This is a genomic window from Amycolatopsis bullii, assembly GCF_014654205.1.
Lineage (GTDB): Bacteria > Actinomycetota > Actinomycetes > Mycobacteriales > Pseudonocardiaceae > Amycolatopsis > Amycolatopsis plumensis.
On sequence record NZ_BNAW01000020.1, the window covers coordinates 127,475 to 143,264 of the forward strand.

The 15,790-nt window shown below is 70.5% G+C and carries 15 protein-coding genes and 1 rRNA gene; 13 read left to right on the forward strand and 3 right to left on the reverse strand.

Going from position 1 to position 15,790, the window contains the following annotated elements; translation table 11 throughout:
* The first annotated feature begins 191 nt into the window (after positions 1–191).
* Together IE317_RS22770 and IE317_RS22775 are read left to right on the forward strand one after the other, a co-directional pair.
* Positions 192–1,775 carry an alpha/beta hydrolase gene (locus tag IE317_RS22770; protein WP_191313245.1) on the forward strand — a complete coding sequence of 528 codons (1,584 nt, stop codon included), beginning with the start codon at positions 192–194 and terminating at the stop codon, positions 1,773–1,775.
* 203 nt (positions 1,776–1,978) lie between these two features.
* Positions 1,979–2,476, forward strand: a complete 498-nt coding sequence (locus tag IE317_RS22775; RefSeq protein ID WP_191313247.1) for a helix-turn-helix domain containing protein — start codon at positions 1,979–1,981, stop codon at positions 2,474–2,476.
* Between the two features lie 179 nt (positions 2,477–2,655).
* Here the strand turns inward: IE317_RS22775 and IE317_RS22780 are convergent, their stop codons facing one another.
* Positions 2,656–3,612, reverse strand: a complete 957-nt coding sequence (locus IE317_RS22780; RefSeq protein WP_191313250.1) for a helix-turn-helix transcriptional regulator — start codon at positions 3,610–3,612, stop codon at positions 2,656–2,658.
* Between the two features lie 74 nt (positions 3,613–3,686).
* Here IE317_RS22780 and argC point away from each other — a divergent pair, with 74 nt between their 5' ends.
* Genes argC through argH form a run of 8 tightly spaced genes read left to right on the forward strand, consistent with a single transcriptional unit; the run spans position 3,687 to position 11,134 of the window.
* On the forward strand, positions 3,687–4,715 hold the full coding sequence (gene argC, locus IE317_RS22785; RefSeq protein WP_191313252.1) for an N-acetyl-gamma-glutamyl-phosphate reductase: 1,029 nt from the start codon (positions 3,687–3,689) through the stop codon (positions 4,713–4,715).
* Positions 4,712–5,872 carry a bifunctional glutamate N-acetyltransferase/amino-acid acetyltransferase ArgJ gene (argJ, locus tag IE317_RS22790; RefSeq protein ID WP_191313254.1) on the forward strand — a complete coding sequence of 387 codons (1,161 nt, stop codon included), beginning with the start codon at positions 4,712–4,714 and terminating at the stop codon, positions 5,870–5,872. The genes argC and argJ overlap by 4 nt, the downstream gene beginning before the upstream one ends.
* On the forward strand, positions 5,869–6,786 hold the full coding sequence (gene argB / locus IE317_RS22795; RefSeq protein ID WP_191313256.1) for an acetylglutamate kinase: 918 nt from the start codon (positions 5,869–5,871) through the stop codon (positions 6,784–6,786). The genes argJ and argB overlap by 4 nt, the downstream gene beginning before the upstream one ends.
* Entirely contained in the window at positions 6,783–7,985 is a 1,203-nt protein-coding gene (locus IE317_RS22800) for an acetylornithine transaminase (protein WP_191313258.1), read from the forward strand. The genes argB and IE317_RS22800 overlap by 4 nt, the downstream gene beginning before the upstream one ends.
* Positions 7,985–8,911: an ornithine carbamoyltransferase gene (gene argF / locus IE317_RS22805; protein ID WP_191313260.1), complete on the forward strand. Its 927-nt coding sequence runs from the start codon at positions 7,985–7,987 to the stop codon at positions 8,909–8,911. Before IE317_RS22800 ends, argF begins: the two co-directional genes overlap by 1 nt.
* Complete coding sequence (locus IE317_RS22810; RefSeq protein WP_191313262.1) at positions 8,908–9,408, forward strand: arginine repressor; 501 nt, start codon at positions 8,908–8,910, stop codon at positions 9,406–9,408. The genes argF and IE317_RS22810 overlap by 4 nt, the downstream gene beginning before the upstream one ends.
* Positions 9,405–9,722 (forward strand): argininosuccinate synthase, encoded by a 318-nt coding sequence (locus IE317_RS22815; protein WP_191313264.1) that lies wholly within the window; start codon positions 9,405–9,407, stop codon positions 9,720–9,722. The genes IE317_RS22810 and IE317_RS22815 overlap by 4 nt, the downstream gene beginning before the upstream one ends.
* Positions 9,719–11,134 (forward strand): argininosuccinate lyase, encoded by a 1,416-nt coding sequence (gene argH, locus IE317_RS22820; RefSeq protein WP_191313266.1) that lies wholly within the window; start codon positions 9,719–9,721, stop codon positions 11,132–11,134. Before IE317_RS22815 ends, argH begins: the two co-directional genes overlap by 4 nt.
* A gap of 6 nt (positions 11,135–11,140) precedes the next feature.
* Here the strand turns inward: argH and IE317_RS22825 are convergent, their stop codons facing one another.
* Positions 11,141–11,791 (reverse strand): TetR/AcrR family transcriptional regulator, encoded by a 651-nt coding sequence (locus IE317_RS22825; protein ID WP_191313268.1) that lies wholly within the window; start codon positions 11,789–11,791, stop codon positions 11,141–11,143.
* A gap of 141 nt (positions 11,792–11,932) precedes the next feature.
* A complete protein-coding gene (locus IE317_RS22830) occupies positions 11,933–12,487 on the reverse strand; it encodes a hypothetical protein (protein WP_191313270.1) in 555 nt (184 codons plus the stop codon).
* A 111-nt stretch (positions 12,488–12,598) separates the two neighbouring features.
* Here IE317_RS22830 and IE317_RS22835 point away from each other — a divergent pair, with 111 nt between their 5' ends.
* The 3 genes from IE317_RS22835 to IE317_RS22845 form a co-directional block, all read left to right on the forward strand.
* Positions 12,599–13,237, forward strand: coding sequence for a DNA-3-methyladenine glycosylase (locus tag IE317_RS22835; protein ID WP_191313272.1), 639 nt, complete (start codon positions 12,599–12,601; stop codon positions 13,235–13,237).
* A 32-nt stretch (positions 13,238–13,269) separates the two neighbouring features.
* Positions 13,270–14,544 (forward strand): tyrosine--tRNA ligase, encoded by a 1,275-nt coding sequence (gene tyrS, locus IE317_RS22840; RefSeq protein WP_191313274.1) that lies wholly within the window; start codon positions 13,270–13,272, stop codon positions 14,542–14,544.
* A gap of 345 nt (positions 14,545–14,889) precedes the next feature.
* Positions 14,890–15,790 (forward strand): 16S ribosomal RNA (locus IE317_RS22845); the annotation flags it as partial.

Consider the following 15,790-nt stretch of genomic DNA (forward strand, 5'->3'; position numbering starts at 1 on the left):
GACCTCCCGTGGGGCTCCGGCGATCCGGAGCGTACTGCCCGCCACCGACAGTTCCGCCGCCGCGCGGCCGCGCCAGGTACCAACGAAAGGCGGATGGCGAAAGTCGCGTCGGTCAGCGAGATTGTCCGAGGTTGCCGGTAGTTTCGTCGAGATCTGGCGAACGCTGTCGAATGCGGACGAAAAGGACGACTGTGAAACGAATCGTTGCCGCCATCGCCACCGCGGGGCTCGCGGCCGGGCTGCTGGCCGCCGCGCCCGCCGCCTCGGCGGAAACCGGGGTGCAGTTCACCCCCGCGCCGATCGCCTGGGGCCCCTGCGCGTCGGCGAGCCTCAAGGCCAACGGCGCCGAGTGCGGCTTCCTCGAAGTGCCGATGGACTACGCGAAGCCGGGCGGGGCGAAGGTCTCCGTCGCGGTCTCGCGGATCAAGCACAAGACCGCGCAGTCCCAGGGCATCATGCTGGTGAACCCGGGCGGCCCGGGTGGCTCCGGCCTCGGCCTCTCGGTGCTCGGCAAGTACGTGCCGAACCACGCCGGGGACAACTACGACTGGATCGGCTTCGACCCGCGGGGTGTCGGGTCCAGCAAGCCCGCCGTCAGCTGCGACGGGAACTACTTCAGCTACAACCGGCCGGCGTACGTGCCGACCACGCCGCAGCTGGAGAAGACCTGGCTCGACCGCTCGAAGGGGTACGCCGACGCGTGCCGCAAGAACGGCGAGATCCTGAACCACCTCAAGACGACCGACGTCGCGCAGGACATGGACAGCCTGCGCAAGGCGCTCGGCGAGAAGCAGATCAACTACTACGGCTTCTCCTACGGCACCTACCTCGGCCAGGTGTACAGCACGCTGTACCCGAAGAACGTCCGCCGGATGGTGCTGGACGGCAACGTCGACCCGCGGAAGGTCTGGTACCAGGCCAACCTCGACCAGGACGTCGCGTTCGACAAGAACATCAAGATCTACTTCGACTGGCTCGCGAAGTACGACGACGTCTACCACCTGGGCAACACCGGCGACGCGGTCGAGAAGCTGTGGTACGCCACGCAGCACAAGCTCGCCGAGAACCCGGCGGGCGGGGTCATCGGCGGCGACGAGTGGACCGACATCTTCCTGCAGGCCGGCTACTACGTCTTCGGCTGGGTCGACATGGCCAAGGCCTTCGACGGCTACGTGCACCGGGGTGACTGGCAGACGCTGAAGGACCTCTACGACAGCTCGAACCCGCCGGGCAACGACAACGGCTTCGCCGTGTACCTGGGCGTGCAGTGCACCGACGTGCAGTGGCCGACCGACTGGAACCGGTGGCGGGTCGACAACTGGCTGACCTACTTCAAGGCCCCGTTCGAGACCTGGGGCAACGCCTGGTTCAACGCGCCCTGCGTGTTCTGGCCGGCGAAGGCGGGCAAGCCGGTGAACATCGACGGCCGCAAGGTGGCCGGGGCCCTGCTCATCAGCGAAGAACTCGACGCCGCCACGCCGTACACCGGCAGCCTCGAGGTGCGGAAGCGGTTCCCGAACTCGAGCCTGATCAGCGCGCCGGGTGGGACCACGCACGCCGGTTCGCTGTCCGGGGTGTCCTGTGTGGACGACAAGATCGCCGACTACCTGGCGAACGGCACCCTGCCGAAGCGCCAGCCCGGCAACCACTCGGACGTCCAGTGCAGCCCGGTGCCGCCGCCGGTGCCCGACGGCGCCGCGGCGCAGAAGTCGGACAACACCGCGAAGGCCGCCCAGGAGAAGCAGAGCACGCTGGCCCAGCTGCTGCACTTCTGAGCGAAACTGCTTCACCCCGCTGCCCCGGCCCGGATCTTCCGGACCGGGGCAGTGTCTTGTCCGCCCGTGTCCCATCGTCGCCTCCTCGTGACGGTTCGTGGTCATCGCCGACGTTAGGGGAGGGGTCCGACAATTTCGGAGCGGAGTGGGCCGTGAGCAGCGCGTGGCCGAAAATTGTCGGGGGTGCGCGCTAGCTTCGTGGCATGTCGATCATCGAAGAGCGCCGGACCGAGATCCGGGCAGCCGACAACATCTACCAGATCGTGGTCTCGACCAGAACGGACGTCGACCGCGCCGAACCCACACCCCGGGTGATGATCACCCTGGAAGCCGGCGGCCCCGGCGGTGAACCGGTCGCCGAGGGCAGCCTCGACCTCGACGTCGCGGTGGCGGACACGGTGGCGGAGCTCGTCGCGGACGGTTTGTTGTCCGCGACCGGCGCCGGCCGCGGGCCGCGGCGAAGATCCGCGGACCGGCCCGCCCAGCAGGGCCGCCCGTGGAGCGAGGAGTCGGACGCGGAGCTGGAGAGCCGGTGGATCGCGGGGGAGAGCGTCGCGCAGCTCGCGGCGTACTTCGAGCGCACCCCCGGCGGCATCCGCGCCCGGCTGCCGCGGGTGGGCTGCGATCCGGAGAACCCGGGCTGCTACCTCCCCGTACCGCCGAGCAGGCGCACGGACCTGGACGGAGGTGAGCCGGGCTGATGGGTGGCGGCGGGCCGGTCCGCAGGGTGGGCCGGCCCGCCGCCGGGCCCGGTGAGCCGATCAATCACGGGGAGGATTCAGTGAGCAGGTCACCGAAGGCGGTGAGCCGGTCGGCCGAGGCGAGGGACTTGCCGTCGCGCCGGAGCAGGGCGGCAGGCGGGCGAGGAGGAAATCGCCGGTCACTCCGGCACCGCCGCGGCTGCGCGGGCGGCGAGCACCTTCAGGTGCGCCACCAGTTCTGGTGGCTCCTCGACTGTGAACGCGCACCCCAGGCCCAGCAGCCGGAACGCGAGCCAGTCCACCGTGTCCGTGTGGCTCCGCCACCGGCACCGGCCGTCGCCGAGGTCGGTCAGTTCGCCCATCGCCGGTCCCAGCCGGGGCGCAATCTGCGACGCCGGTTCCGCCAGGACCGCCACCGCCCGGTACGAGGGTGCGAGGTCGTAGAACCGGTCGAGGACGTAGGCCGCCAGGTCCGTGGCGGGTGGCTCGCGCGGCACCGCCCGGCCACCGGTCGCCTGAGCCTCGGTGACGCGGTCCGCGCGGAAAACGCGCCAGTCCGCCCGGTCGAGGTCGTAGGCGACCAGGTACCAGCGGCGGCCCGCGGCGACCAGTCGGAGCGGCTCGGCGCGCCGCCGGGTCTCGGCCCCGTCGTGGGCTCGGTAGCGGAACCGGACGGTCTCGTGGTTGGTGATCGCCGCGGCGAACACCGTCAGCTGCGCCGGATCGACGACCGGTCCGGTGGCCGGCACGGCGACCGTCGCCGTGCCGATCGTGCCCACCCGCCGCCGCAACCGCGCCGGGAGGACCTGCTCGAGCTTGGCCAGCGCCCGCACGGAGGCTTCCTCGATGCCGTCGACCGTCTGGCCCGCCGCCGTCCGCAGCCCGACGGCGATGGCGACGGCTTCCTCGTCGTCGAGCACGAGCGGGGGCATCGCGGTGCCGGCGACCAGCCGGTACCCGCCCGCCACACCCCGGCTGGCTTCGACCGGGTAGCCCAGCTCGCGCAGCCGGTCGATGTCGCGGCGGATGGTGCGCGGGCTGACGCCCATGCGCTCGGCGAGTTCGCTGCCCGGCCACTCGCGCGGCGTCTGGAGCAGGGAAAGCAGGCCGAGCAACCGGGCCGGGGTGTCCGTCATGGGCTCAGCATCCCAAGGTGGCGGCCACCACTTCGGGTTTGTTTAGACTTGCAAGGGCGTGCATAATCATGCGTATGACGGTGAACATCGCGGTGGCCGGAGCCAGCGGGTACGCGGGTGGTGAGCTGCTGCGCCTGCTCCTGACCCATCCCGGGGTCGAGATCGGCGCGCTCACGGCCGCCAGCAGCGCGGGCACGAAGCTCGGCGTCCACCAGCCCCACCTCGTCCCCCTCGCCGACCGCGTCCTGGTCGAGACGACGCCGGAGACCCTCGCCGGCCACGACGTCGTCTTCCTCGCGCTGCCCCACGGGCACTCGGCGGAGATCGCGGCGCAGCTCGGCCCGGACGTCCTGGTGGTCGACCTCGGCGCCGACCACCGCCTGGCCGACGCGGGCGACTGGCAGCGCTGGTACGGCGGCGACCACGCCGGCCAGTGGCCGTACGGCCTGCCCGAGCTGCCCGGCGCCCGCGAACGGCTCGCCGGCACCAAGCGCATCGCCGTGCCCGGGTGCTTCCCGACCGGCGGATCGCTGGCCCTGGCGCCCGCGTTCGCCGCCGGGCTGATCGAGCCCGACGTCACGATCGTCGCGGTCACCGGCACCTCCGGCGCGGGCAAGAGCCTCAAGCCGCACCTGCTCGGCTCCGAGGTGATGGGCTCGGCGAGCGCGTACGGCGTCGGCGGCGCCCACCGCCACACCCCCGAGTTCGCGCAGAACCTCTCGGCCGTGGCGGGCGAGAAGGTCACCGTGTCCTTCACCCCGGTGCTCGCGCCGATGCCCCGCGGCATCCTCACCACGGCGACCGCCCCGCTGAAGGACGGCGTCGACGAGGCCGCGGCCCGGGCGGCGTACGAAAAGGCGTATGACGCGGAGCCGTTCGTCCAGCTGCTGCCCGCGGGCGCCTGGCCGACGACCGCGGCCACACTCGGCTCGAACAACACCCAGCTGCAGGTCACGGTCGACGCCGACGCCCGGCGCCTGGTCGTCGTCGCCGCGATCGACAACCTCACGAAGGGCACCGCCGGCGGTGCCGTCCAGTCGATGAACCTGGCCCTCGGCCTCCCGGAAACCACCGGGCTTCCCACCGTAGGAGTGGCACCGTGACCGTCACCGGCCCCCAGGGCTTCCGCGCCGCCGGCGTCGCCGCCGGGATCAAGGCCTCCGGCGCGCTCGACCTCACCCTGGTCGTCAACGACGGGCCGCTCGACGTCGCGGCGGGCGTGTTCACCCGCAACGTCATCAAGGCCGCGCCGGTGCTGTGGTCGCAGGAGGTGCTCAAGCAACAGCGGCTGAAGGCCGTCGTCCTCAACTCGGGCGGCGCCAACGCGGCCACCGGCCCTGGCGGCTTCCAGGACACCCACGCCACGGCCGAGAAAGTCGCCGAAGTGCTGGAGGCGGGCGCGATCGAGGTCGCCGTCTGCTCCACCGGCCTGATCGGCGAACGGCTGCCGATGGACGCGGTCCTGTCCGGAGTGGACGCTGCAGTCAAGGCGCTCGACGCAAGCCCCGAAGCGAGCCTGAACGCCGCCAAGGGCGTGATGACCACCGACACGAAACCGAAGCAAGCGTTTGCCAAGCACGACAGCGGCTGGAGCGTCGGCGGCTTCGCCAAGGGTGCGGGCATGCTCGCGCCGAACCTCGCCACCATGCTCTCGGTCCTGACCACCGACGCGGTGGTGGACAAGGAAACCCTCGACCGGGCCCTGCGCGCGGCGACCCACGTCACCTTCGACCGGCTCGACGTCGACGGCGGCACGTCCACCAACGACACCGTCCTGGTCCTGGCGTCCGGCGCGAGCGGCGTCGAGCCCACCGAAGCGGAGCTCACCGAGCTGCTCACCGCGGTGAGCCACGACCTGGTGCTCCAGCTGCGGGCGGACTCCGAGGGTGCGACCAAGGACGTCGACGTCACCGTGCGGGGCGCGGCCACCGAAGCCGACGCGATCGCCGTCGCCCGCACGATCGCCGAGGACAACCTGGTCAAGACGGCGCTGTTCGGCTCCGACCCGAACTGGGGCCGGATCGCCATGGCGCTCGGCCGGGTGCCCGCCCGCATCGACCCGGACGCCGTGTCGATCGCGATCAACGGCGTCACCCTGTTCGCCCAGGGCGTGCCCGCCGCCGACCGGTCCGAGGCCGGCCTCACCGGCCGGGCCATCGAAATCGTCGTCGACCTCGGCGTCGGCGCGAGCACGGCGACCATCTACACCACCGATCTTTCGCACGGTTACGTCGAAGAGAACAGCGCGTACTCCTCATGAACCAGGAGGCTCTGATTTCCGCGGACGAACGACTCGCGACGGCGGCCGAAAAGGCCGGGGTGCTCATCGAGGCGCTGCCTTGGCTGCAGCGGTTCCACGGGGCCACCGTGGTGGTGAAGTACGGCGGCAACGCCATGATCGACGACCAGCTGAAGTCGGCCTTCGCCGAGGACATGGTGTTCCTCCGGCTGGCCGGCCTGCGCCCGGTCGTCGTGCACGGCGGCGGCCCGCAGATCACCGCGATGCTCAAGCGCCTCGGCGTCGAAGGCGAGTTCAAGGGCGGCCTGCGGGTCACCACGCCGGAGACGATGGACATCGTCCGGATGGTGCTCACCGGGCAGGTCAGCCGCGAGCTCGTCGGGCTGATCAACGCACACGGGCCCTACGCGGTCGGCATTTCCGGCGAGGACGCCCGGCTGTTCACCGCCGAGCGCAAACAGGCCACTGTGGACGGTGAGCAGGTCGACATCGGGCTCGTCGGCGAGGTCGCCGAGGTCAACCCGGACGCGGTGCTCGACATCGTCAACGCCGGGCGCATCCCGGTGGTCTCCACCGTCGCCCCGGACGTCGACGGCGTGGTGCACAACGTCAACGCCGACACGGCCGCGGGTGCGCTCGCGGCCGCGCTGGGCGCCGAAAAGCTCGTGGTGCTCACCGACGTCGAAGGCCTGTACGCCAACTGGCCCGACCGGTCGTCGCTGATCGACCGCATTCGCGTCGATCGCCTCGAGACCATGCTGCCCGGCCTGGCCAGCGGCATGATCCCGAAGATGGAGGCGTGCGTGCGCGCCATCCGCGGCGGCGTGCGCCGGGCGCACGTGATCGACGGCCGCCTCGCCCACTCGGTGCTGCTGGAGGTCTTCACCTCGCGCGGCATCGGCACCATGGTCTTCCCCGAAACGGAGCTCCCGTGACCGACCTCGAGTCCAATGTGGATGGCCAGGCGCACTGGCAGTCCGCCCTGATGGACAACTACGGCACCCCCACGCTGACGCTGGTGCGCGGCGAGGGCGCGAAGGTGTGGGACGCCGACGGCAAGGAGTACGTCGACCTGGTCGGCGGCATCGCCGTCAACGCGCTCGGCCACGCGCACCCGGCCGTCGTCGACGCCGTCACCGAGCAGATCAAGCGGCTCGGCCACACCTCGAACCTGTACGTCAACCCGGTCGCCGTCGAGCTCGCCGAGGCGTTGCTCGACGTCGCCGGCCTCACCGGCCACGGCAAGGTCCTGTTCGTCAACTCCGGCGCCGAAGCCAACGAAGCCGCGCTGAAGATCAGCCGGCTGACCGGGCGCACCAAGGTGGTCGCCGCCGAAGGCGCGTTCCACGGCCGGACCATGGGCGCGCTGACCCTCACCGGCCAGCCCGCCAAGCGCGACCCCTTCCAGCCGCTGGTGCCCGGGGTGGAGCACGTCCCCTTCGGTGACGTCGCGGCGCTCAAGGCCGCCGTCGACACCGACACCGCGGCCGTGTTCCTGGAGCCGGTGCTCGGCGAAGCCGGCGTCATCCCGGCGCCGGACGGCTACCTGCAGGCCGCCCGCGAAATCACCAAGGCCACCGGCACCCTGCTGGTGCTCGACGAGGTGCAGACCGGTCTCGGCCGGCTCGGCACCTGGTTCGGCTACCAGCAGGCCGGCGTCGTCCCGGACGTCATCACGCTGGCGAAGGGCCTCGGCGGCGGCCTGCCGCTGGGCGCGGTGATCGGCGTCGGCGCGGCGGGCGACCTGCTCAAGCCGGGCCAGCACGGCACCACCTTCGGCGGCAACCCGGTCTGCTGCGCGGCCGGCCTGGCCGTGCTGAAGACCATCGCCGCCCAGGGCCTGCTCGACCACGTCGCCTCGCTGGGCAAGGACATCGCGGCCGGCGTCGAGGCACTGGGCCACCCGCTCGTCGCCGGCGTGCGCGGCGCCGGGCTGCTGCTCGGCATCACCCTGAAGCAGCCGGTCTCGGCGGCGGTCGCCCAGGCCGTCCAGGCCGCGGGCTACCTCGTCAACCCGGTCGCGCCGGACACCATCCGCCTCGCACCGCCGCTCGTCCTCGACGGCGACCAGGCCGAAGGCTTCCTCGCCGCGCTCCCGGACGCGCTCGACTCCACCACGAAGGACTCCGACTGATGCTGCGCCACTTCCTCCGCGACGACGACGTCAGTCCGGCCGAGCAGAAGGCCATCCTCGACCTCGCCGACGCACTCAAGGCCGACCCGCTCGGCAACAAGACCCTCGCCGGCAAGTCCGTCACGGCGATCTTCGAGAAGAACTCGACGCGGACCCGGTTCTCGTTCGAGGTGGGCATCAGCCAGCTCGGCGGCCACCCGGTGATCGTCGACGGCCGCTCGATGCAGCTCGGCCGCGAAGAGACCATCGAAGACACTTCGCGGGTTCTCTCGCGTTACGTCGACGGGATCGTGTGGCGCACCTTCGCACAGAAGCGCATCGAGACGATGGCGTCGGCCGCGTCGATCCCGGTGGTCAACGCGCTCACCGACGAGTTCCACCCGTGCCAGGTGCTCACCGACCTGATGACGATCCGCGAGCGCAAGGGCAGGCTCGCCGGCCTCACCCTCGTCTACCTCGGCGACGGCGCCAACAACATGGCGCACTCGCTGCTGCTCGGCGGGGTCACCGCCGGGATGCACGTCCGGGTCGTCTCGCCGGTCGGCTTCCAGCCGGACCAGGGCGTGATGCTGGACGCGAAGAAGCGCGCGAGCGAGACCGGCGGCACCGCCACCGTCTTCACCGACCCGTACGCGGCGGTCGACGGCGCGGACGTGCTCGTCACCGACACGTGGACGTCGATGGGGCAGGAGAACGACGGGCTCGACCGGGTCGGCCCGTTCCGCGCCCTCCAGGTCAACACCGAGCTGCTGAAGAAAGCCGCGGACGACGCGATCGTGCTGCACTGCCTGCCGGCGCACCGCGGCTGGGAGATCACCGACGAGGTGATCGACGGCCCGGCCAGCGCGGTCTGGGACGAGGCCGAGAACCGCCTGCACGCCCAGAAGGCGCTGCTCGTCTGGCTGTTCGAAGAGAGCCGGCGATGACCGGCAGCCGAGTGGGCAGGCAGGCCCGGATCACCGAGCTCGTGTCCACCATGACCATCCGCAGCCAGACCGAGCTGGCCAAGCTGCTGGCCGCCGAAGGCATCGAGGTCACCCAGGCGACGCTGTCGCGCGACCTCGACGAGCTGGGCGCGGTCAAGCTGCGCGGGCCGGACTCGGGCGCGCCGGTCTACGTCATCCCCGAAGACGGCAGCCCGGTCCGCGGGGTGCAGGGCGGTACGTCCCGGCTCTCCCGGCTGCTGGCCGAGCTGATGGTCTCGGCGGACTCGTCCGGCAACCTGACCGTGCTCCGCACCCCGCCCGGGGCGGCCCAGTTCCTGGCCAGCGCGATCGACCGGGCGGCACTGGAAGAGGTCGTCGGGTCGATCGCGGGCGACGACACGGTCGCCGTGATCGCGCGCGAGCCCTTGACCGGCAAGGACCTGGCCGAACGGTTCGCCGCCCTCGCCCAGCGATCGGCGGACGAAGGACCACCGTGATCGCCGACATCTTCCCGGCCGAGGGCGAGTTCCTCGCGCCGGACGAGGTCGTCGTCACCTACGACGGCGGGGTGCCGGTGGCGATCGACGGCGAGACCGTCTCCGTCGCCGAAGCGCGCCGGATGCTGAGCGCGCGCGGCGAGGCGCAGAGGATCTCCCGCCGCGAAGCGTGCGCCGCCCTCGAACGGCGGGCCGGCCGCGGATGCGCCAGGCTGACCGACACCGTCTCGGGCGAAGTACGCCTCGTCCTGTACGACGGCCGGATCACCGTCGCCAGACATCGAACGAACACCGAGGAGAAGCGAGAACAGTGAGCGGGAACGAGCAGCCGGTGCAGCTGTGGGGCGGCCGGTTCGCCAGCGGTCCGGCGGAGGCCATGGCCGCGCTGAGCGCGTCGACGCACTTCGACTGGCGCCTGGCGCCCTACGACATCGCCGGGTCCCGCGCGCACGCTCGCGTGCTGCGCAAGGCGGGCCTGCTCACCGAAGACGAGCTCGCCGGCATGCTGGCCGCGCTGGACACGCTCGCCCAGGACGTCGCGTCGGGGGCGTTCACCCCGACGATCGCCGACGAAGACGTGCACACGGCCCTCGAACGCGGCCTGCTGGAGCGGGCGGGCACCGAGCTCGGCGGCAAGCTGCGTGCCGGCCGTTCGCGCAACGACCAGGTGGCCACGCTGTTCCGGATGTGGCTGCGCGACGCCGCCCGCCGGGTCGTCGCCGGCACCCTGGAGGTCATCGACGCGCTGGTGTCGCAGGCGAAGCGGCACCCGGACGCCGTCCTGCCCGGCCGCACGCACCTGCAGCACGCCCAGCCCGTGCTGCTCGCGCACCACCTGATGGCCCACGGCCAGGCGCTGCTGCGGGACGTCTCGCGCCTGCAGGACTGGGACGCCCGCACCGCCGAGTCGCCGTACGGCTCGGGGGCTCTCGCCGGCTCGTCGCTGGGCCTGGACCCCGAGGCCGTCGCCGAGGAGCTGGGCTTCGCCACCAGCGTCGAGAACTCCATCGACGGCACCGCTTCGCGTGACTTCGTCGCCGAGTTCGCCTTCGCCGTCGCGATGCTCGCGGTGAACCTGTCCCGGATCGCCGAAGAGGTGATCATCTGGAACACCGCCGAGTTCGGGTACGTCACGCTGGACGACGCCTGGGCCACCGGCAGCTCGATCATGCCGCAGAAGAAGAACCCGGACGTCGCGGAGCTCACGCGCGGCAAGGCGGGCCGGCTGATCGGCAACCTCACCGGCCTGCTGGCCACCCTCAAGGCGCAGCCGCTGGCCTACAACCGCGACCTGCAGGAGGACAAGGAGCCGGTGTTCGACTCGGTCGAGCAGCTCGAGCTGCTGTTCCCGGCGATCGCCGGCATGCTCGAAACGCTCACCTTCCACACCGACCGGCTCGCCGAGCTGGCCCCGGCCGGCTTCACCCTGGCCACCGACATCGCCGAGTGGCTGGTGCGCCAGGGCGTCCCGTTCCGCGTCGCGCACGAAGCGGCGGGGGAGAGCGTCCGCGTCGCCGAGTCCCGCGGCGTCGGCCTGGACGAGCTGACCGACGAAGAGTTCGAGAAGATCAACCCGGCGCTCACGCCGGCGGTGCGCGAAGTCCTGACCGTCGAAGGCTCGGTGAACTCCCGCGATGCGCGAGGCGGCACGGCGCCGGTGCGCGTAGCCGAGCAGCGTGCGCGGTTGGAAGAGCGGGTCACGGCAGCCCGGCAGTGGCTCAACTAAGAGGGCTCACCTGAGGGTTTTGCGGAGCTTGGCCCGGACGGCCCGTGTGGCCACCGGGCCGAGCCCGTCCAGGACGTCGACGAGCACGGCCAGCTGCTCCAGCGCGGCGACAGCCTGCTCGGCGCCGTCGGGGTCGACCGTGTCGAACAGCGTCAGCCCGAGGAACCCGGTGGACACGGCGTGGGCCAGTCCGTCGGGGTCCGCGAGCTCGGCCAGCGGCGAACCCTCGAGCACGCGCTCGAGGGCCGTCCGGACTTCGGTGATCCACTTGCCGAGACCTTCGCGGGTCGCCTCGGCGAGCCGTTCGCTGCCCTGCGCCCCGGCGAGGGTCTGGGCGAGGAGGGCCAGGTTGCCTTCCGCGCGTTCCGCGGTCCGGATCTCCCGGCCGAGCGCCAGCAGCTCGCCGACCGTGGCGACGGTGGCGAACCGGTCCCGGTAGAGGGCGACCCGCGCCTCGGTCGCGGAGACGCACGCCTGCGCGACGAGCTCCTCGACGCTGCCGAAGTGGTAGAAGACGAGCGCCTGGTTCGCGCCCGCGGCACTGGCCACCGACCGCGCGGAGACGGCGGTGATGCCCTGCTGCCGGACGACTTCCAGCACGCCGTCCACGAGCCGCTGCTTCGTGTCCTGCGAACTGGAGTTCCGGCCGGTGCCCATCAGTCCATGACCTTCTCACGGAGTGGCTTCACCGCCCCGCTGACCCCACGGCCGACGTCGACGTACCGGGCGCCGAAGCCGCCTTCGTACCCGAACACCGGCCCGAAGCGCGAGTGAACCACCGGCAGCCGCGCCCGCCGGTCACGCCGGCGCTCCCGCAGTCAACTGGTCGCGGGGCCGCGTCCGGCCGCAGCGGGCGGCCGAGGGCGCGGTCAGGGGCTGGTCCTCCGGCGCCACGCCGTTCTCCAGCCAGAGTCGCAGCCGGTCGACCGACCACGCCGTCAGCCAGCCGAACACCGGGCGGAACACCCGGTCGGCCAGCTGCCCGAAGCGCCCCCAGCGAGTGCCGTAGTCGAAGCCGGTGACGAACCGGACGCCGCCGGGAGCCGGGGTATAACGCCAGAACCCGGCGCCCGCGCTGATCAGCGACAACGGGTCGGCCGAGGCGAACCGCAGCACCGACGTGCGGGAACCGTCCGGCCAATCCCGCGACACGACGCTCACCCCGACCCCGGCGACCGTCACCCCCAGGAGCCTCGACGCGTAGCGGAAGTGGCCGTCGAGGCCTTCGATCGGAGCGATCTCGGCGAAACGCAGGTCCCAGCGCCGGTGCAGGTCCGGGTCCTGGGTGTGCCGCCACAGCGTGTCGAGATCCGTGCGGATCACGGTCTCGACGTACAGGGCTTTCGGTCGCATCTCCGTCTCCCCTCAGAGTTTGAGCGACTGCTCAAATCGACTGTAGAGAAGTTTGAGCGACCGCTCAAGGGTTAAGGTGGCCGGGCCAGGCAGCCGAGGAGAGGAAACCGTTTGAGCGGCGACGCAGGCCGGTTGTTCACCCGCGACGAACTCGCGCTCGACCCGGTCGACCTGGCCCACCTGCTGCTCGGCTCGGTCCTGGAGGCCGACGGTCCGGACGGCACCGTCGGCGTCCGGCTGGTCGAGGTCGAGGCCTACCGCGGCGAGGACGATCCGGCGTCGCACTGTTACCGCGGGCAGACCCCGCGCAACGCCGTCATGTGGGGTCCCGCCGGCCACCTCTACGTGTACTTCGTCTACGGGATGCACTTCTGCGCGAACATCGTCGGCTCGACCGACGGGGTCGCCGGCGCGGTGCTGCTGCGGGCGGGCGAGGTCGTCACCGGACTCGACGTCGTCCGCAAGCGGCGGCCGAACGCGCGGGGGACCGGCGAGCTCGCCAAGGGCCCGGCGATCCTCACGTCGGTGCTGCGCATCGACCGCGACGAAAACGGTGTCGACCTGACCGACCCGGCGTCGCCGGTCCGGCTGTACGTGGGCGAACGGGTGCCGGCCGAGCAGGTCCGCAGCGGCCCGCGCGTCGGCGTCGCGATGGCGATGGACACGCCGTGGCGGTTCTGGGTCGACGGCTCGCCCGCCGTGTCCACCTACCGCCGCGGCGGGAAGCGGCGGGTCCGACCCGCCAGTTAGTCGGTTGACCTGGTGCGGGAGGATCTACAGGCGTGAGCGAACACATCCTCGACGAGCTGTCCTGGCGCGGCCTGATCGCGCAGTCCACCGACATCGACGCCCTCCGGCGCGAGCTCGACCAGGGTCCCGTGACGCTCTATTGCGGTTTCGACCCGACCGCGCCCAGCCTGCACGCCGGCAACCTGGTCCCACTGCTCATGCTCAAGCGCTTCCAGCGCGCGGGGCACCGGCCGATCGTGCTGGCCGGCGGCGCGACCGGGATGATCGGCGACCCGCGCGACACCGGTGAGCGCACGCTGAACACCCTCGACGTCGTCGCCGAGTGGGCCGGGCGCATCCGCGGCCAGCTCGAGCGGTTCGTCGACTTCGACGACTCGCCGACCGGCGCGATCGTCGAAAACAACCTCAATTGGACCGGGCAGCAGACCGCGCTGGAGTTCCTGCGCGACGTCGGGAAGCACTTCTCGATCAACGTCATGCTCAACCGGGAAACGGTGAAGCGCCGGCTCGAGGGTGACGGCATGTCGTACACCGAGTTCAGCTACCTGCTCCTGCAGTCGCAGGACTACCTGCAGCTGCACCGGCAGTACGGCTGCAAGCTGCAGGTCGGCGGCTCCGACCAGTGGGGCAACCTGGTCGGCGGGGTCGACCTGATCCGCCGGACGGACGGTGCGGGCGTGCACGCGCTGACCGCGCCGCTGGTCACCGACGCCGAGGGCCGCAAGTTCGGCAAGTCCACCGGCGGCGGGAACCTCTGGCTCGACCCGGAGATGACCTCGCCGTACGCCTGGTACCAGTACTTCGTCAATGTGGGTGACGCCGACGTCGTCCGCTACCTGCGGATGTTCACCTTCCTCGGCCAGGAGGAGATCGCGGCGCTGGCGGAGGACACCGAACAGCGTCCCCAGCTGCGGGCCGCGCAGAAGCGGCTGGCGGAGGAGTTCACCACGCTGGTGCACGGTGAGGAGCAGACCCGGCAGGTGATCAACGCGAGCCAGGCGCTGTTCGGTCGCGGCGAGCTCGGCGAGCTGGACGAACGCACCCTCGACGCGGCGATGGCCGAGGTGCCGAACGGCAAGGTCGACCCGTCCGGGGACGCGACGATCGTCGACCTGCTGCTCGCCGCGGGCCTGGTGGACAGCAAGGGCGCCGCGCGCCGCACCCTCAAGGAGGGCGGCGCGTACGTCAACAACGTGAAGATCGCGGACGAGGAGTGGAAGCCGTCCCGCGAGGACGCCCTCCACGGCAAGTGGCTCGTGGTCCGCAAGGGCAAGCGGAATGTCGCCGGCGTCGCGCTCGGCGGCTGACCCGTCCCGGCGGCCCGAAACAGGCCCCTGACCTGCGAGAACGTGGTTAAGGGACCCCCCTGTTCCGGGCCTCCGGAGGGGGTGTAAAGTTCTCCAAGTCGCCAGGGAAACCGGGTGGCCGCCGGGACACGAACCAAGCTCTCGCGGATCGCGATTGAGTGGGTGTCCCACCAAAAACTGCTAGGAATGACTCGCTTCGAGCGAGCCGCTTGATCGCGGCGGGTTCGGGGTGTGTTGCTTGAGAACTCAACAGTGTGCTAGTGAACTAAGCCAGTAGAGCTTATGTATTGAAACCTCGTATGAGGTTCCTTTGAGAGCATTTAATTGCCTCGATTAAACTGTTCATTGTTGGAGAGTTTGATCCTGGCTCAGGACGAACGCTGGCGGCGTGCTTAACACATGCAAGTCGAACGCTGAACCACTTTCGGGTGGGGATGAGTGGCGAACGGGTGAGTAACACGTGGGTAATCTGCCCTGCACTCTGGGATAAGCCTTGGAAACGAGGTCTAATACCGGATATCACTTCCCTGGGCATCCAGGGTTGTTGAAAGTTCTGGCGGTGCAGGATGAACCCGCGGCCTATCAGCTTGTTGGTGGGGTAGTGGCCTACCAAGGCGACGACGGGTAGCCGGCCTGAGAGGGTGACCGGCCACACTGGGACTGAGACACGGCCCAGACTCCTACGGGAGGCAGCAGTGGGGAATATTGCACAATGGGCGCAAGCCTGATGCAGCGACGCCGCGTGAGGGATGACGGCCTTCGGGTTGTAAACCTCTTTCGCCAGGGACGAAGCGCAAGTGACGGTACCTGGATAAGAAGCACCGGCTAACTACGTGCCAGCAGCCGCGGTAATACGTAGGGTGCGAGCGTTGTCCGGATTTATTGGGCGTAAAGAGCTCGTAGGCGGTTTGTCGCGTCGGCCGTGAAATCTCCACGCTTAACGTGGAGCGTGCGGTCGATACGGGCAGACTTGAGTTCGGTAGGGGAGACTGGAATTCCTGGTGTAGCGGTGAAATGCGCAGATATCAGGAGGAACACCGGTGGCGAAGGCGGGTCTCTGGGCCGATACTGACGCTGAGGAGCGAAAGCGTGGGGAGCGAACAGGATTAGATACCCTGGTAGTCCACGCTGTAAACGTTGGGCGCTAGGTGTGGGCGACATCCACGTTGTCCGTGCCGTAGCTAACGCATTAAGCGCCCCGCCTGGGGAGTACGGCCGCAAGGCTAAAACTCAAAGGAATTGACGG

Coding starts and splice junctions, on each gene's coding strand:
- argF (WP_191313260.1), top strand. CDS start 7,985: ATGCTGCGCCACTTCCTCCGCGACGACGACGTCAGTCCGGCCGAGCAG.
- IE317_RS22825 (WP_191313268.1), bottom strand. CDS start 11,791: ATGGGCACCGGCCGGAACTCCAGTTCGCAGGACACGAAGCAGCGGCTC.
- IE317_RS22830 (WP_191313270.1), bottom strand. CDS start 12,487: ATGCGACCGAAAGCCCTGTACGTCGAGACCGTGATCCGCACGGATCTC.
- argC (WP_191313252.1), top strand. CDS start 3,687: ATGACGGTGAACATCGCGGTGGCCGGAGCCAGCGGGTACGCGGGTGGT.
- IE317_RS22810 (WP_191313262.1), top strand. CDS start 8,908: ATGACCGGCAGCCGAGTGGGCAGGCAGGCCCGGATCACCGAGCTCGTG.
- argB (WP_191313256.1), top strand. CDS start 5,869: ATGAACCAGGAGGCTCTGATTTCCGCGGACGAACGACTCGCGACGGCG.
- IE317_RS22780 (WP_191313250.1), bottom strand. CDS start 3,612: ATGACGGACACCCCGGCCCGGTTGCTCGGCCTGCTTTCCCTGCTCCAG.
- IE317_RS22775 (WP_191313247.1), top strand. CDS start 1,979: ATGTCGATCATCGAAGAGCGCCGGACCGAGATCCGGGCAGCCGACAAC.